The organism is Acinetobacter sp. SW-226, from assembly GCF_055632855.1.
This window is the reverse complement of the sequence record NZ_JBVNBD010000010.1, coordinates 1-1,403: the sequence shown is the minus strand read 5'-3', so window position 1 is coordinate 1,403 and position 1,403 is coordinate 1. Positions and strand designations below refer to the sequence as shown.

3 pseudogenes are annotated in these 1,403 nt (G+C 29.2%); all 3 read right to left on the bottom strand.

What is annotated here, in order from left to right:
• Window positions 1-55: 55 nt before the first annotated feature.
• Window positions 56-178: pseudogene (locus ACZ8ZH_RS20220) on the bottom strand (helix-turn-helix domain-containing protein); the annotation flags it as partial.
• Between the two features lie 19 nt (window positions 179-197).
• Window positions 198-701: pseudogene (locus ACZ8ZH_RS20215) on the bottom strand (YqhA family protein).
• A gap of 153 nt (window positions 702-854) precedes the next feature.
• Window positions 855-1,265 (bottom strand): annotated as a pseudogene (locus tag ACZ8ZH_RS20210) (transposase); the annotation flags it as partial.
• Window positions 1,266-1,403: the final 138 nt, after the last annotated feature.

The window sequence follows — 1,403 nt, the reverse complement described above, 5'->3', positions numbered from 1 at the left end:
TAGTTTTTCTAAAATTAACATAATGCACGTTATAAGAAGTCAAAAAAAATGGGAGCTAAGCTCCCATTTTTAATGCATTTAAAATTCGAATCAATGTTGCTGCTGGTCCTGTTGGATAGCGTCGGCTTTGTTCCCAGTTTTGCAGAGTACGATGGCTAATGAAAAGAGTAATTTTAAATGAGTCCTTGCGATTTAAGTTATTCATCGTCTTTGTGATGATCATTATCTAATAGCTTACAAGTAAAAAAATTATTGCTAATATGACTAGGCTAGAAGAAATACCAGCATATAAGTTGGCTAAAGTTCCACCAAAAACAACAATATCTTCTAAAAACAAGATGACTATAACTATAATAGATACATGTAATATAATAATTTTTAGATCATGAAACTTATTAATTGGATAGTGTCTTAAGAAAAGAACTATTGTCAAAAATAGCTTGTTGAATAAATAATTTATAAAAACCTGCTGAAATTAAATGAAATGTATTAGCAATTAACGAGACATCTAGGATTTTTAAAAATTTAACAACAACTATTTTTACTTCAAAATTAGTTGCATATATATTTTTTATAATAAAAATTATTGCATCAATTAGAAGGTATATAGTTGATAAATATAAAAAAATAGAAGATATTATGCAATTTATAATAACTATAATAACTAAAAATCTACTCTTTTCAAAAAAATTTTGTAGCACTTGATAACATCCATTAAATGAAAAAAACAAACAACTATTAATCAAAATCGCGGATAAGAAATTGATTTAAAAATGAAGAAGACTAATGTGGTTCCGTTAATTAGACAACTCAATTCAGTTTTATAAGTGATAAACCCGCTCTAAATATTTAAATTATGCTGCCATTACTTTTAGTAAATGTTGATCATAAAATTCATTCGGTGTTGCCTTATTCAAACTTGAATGAGGACGTATCATGTTATAAAAATCCAAATATTCAGCAATTGATTGTATCGCTTGTTTAACCGTATCGTAAGCCTTCAAATAGACTTCCTCATGCTTCACGCTGCGCCATAAACGCTCAATCATCACATTATCCATCCATCGTCCTTTTCCATCCATACTGATACGGATATTTCGCAATTTTAACTCATTCAAAAATGCCTCGCTTGTGAATTGACTGCCTTGGTCTGTATTAAAGACTTCAGGACAACCATACTTCACAATTGCTTCTTGCAACGCATCTATGCAAAAGTCTGTTTCCATACTGATCGATACACGATGAGCCAGTGCTTTACGACTATAGGCATGGTCTAAAATCCTAGACCCACATCATTTTGATCATAATTGATTTGAGTAAGAAAGAATTATTATGCAATAACTTATCTTTAAAAATTAATGATGAGAAAGAGTTTTTTATAAATTCCTTATTTTAAAGACTTT